1 protein-coding gene is annotated in these 423 nt (G+C 65.0%); it reads right to left on the reverse strand.

Annotation, left to right across the window (positions count from 1 at the left end; all coding sequences use genetic code 11):
* Nucleotides 1–423 (reverse strand): amino acid permease (locus ERX37_RS11215; RefSeq protein ID WP_133430748.1); only part of this gene is annotated, 423 nt, incomplete at both ends.

The raw sequence follows: 423 nt of genomic DNA on the forward strand, positions 1-423 counted from the left end.
CGAGGAACGATCTTGTGCGGCTCGGCGGTCTCGCCGGCGGCGACGCCGACCAGTTCGAGGGCCGCGTAGGAGAAGATCACGCCCTGCATGACGAGGACCACGGGCATCACACCGTGCGGGAGGATGCCGCCGTGGTCGGTGATCATGCCCATGCCCGGGGTCTGCCCGCTCACCTCGTGCTGGGTGGCGAGCAGGACGATTCCGATCAGCATGAAGCCGACGAGGGTGGCGACCTTGACGATCGCGAACCAGAACTCCATCTCGCCGAAGATCTTCACCGAGATCAGGTTCACGGCCAGGACCACCGCGAGGGCGACGAGGGCGAGCACCCATTGGGGGATGCTCGTGAACATGCTCCAGTAGTGCGTGTACAGCGCGATCGCGGTGATGTCGGCGATACCGGTCGTGGACCAGTTCAGGAAG

It is taken from the genome of Macrococcus hajekii, assembly GCF_004359505.1.
Taxonomy (GTDB): domain Bacteria; phylum Bacillota; class Bacilli; order Staphylococcales; family Staphylococcaceae; genus Macrococcus; species Macrococcus hajekii.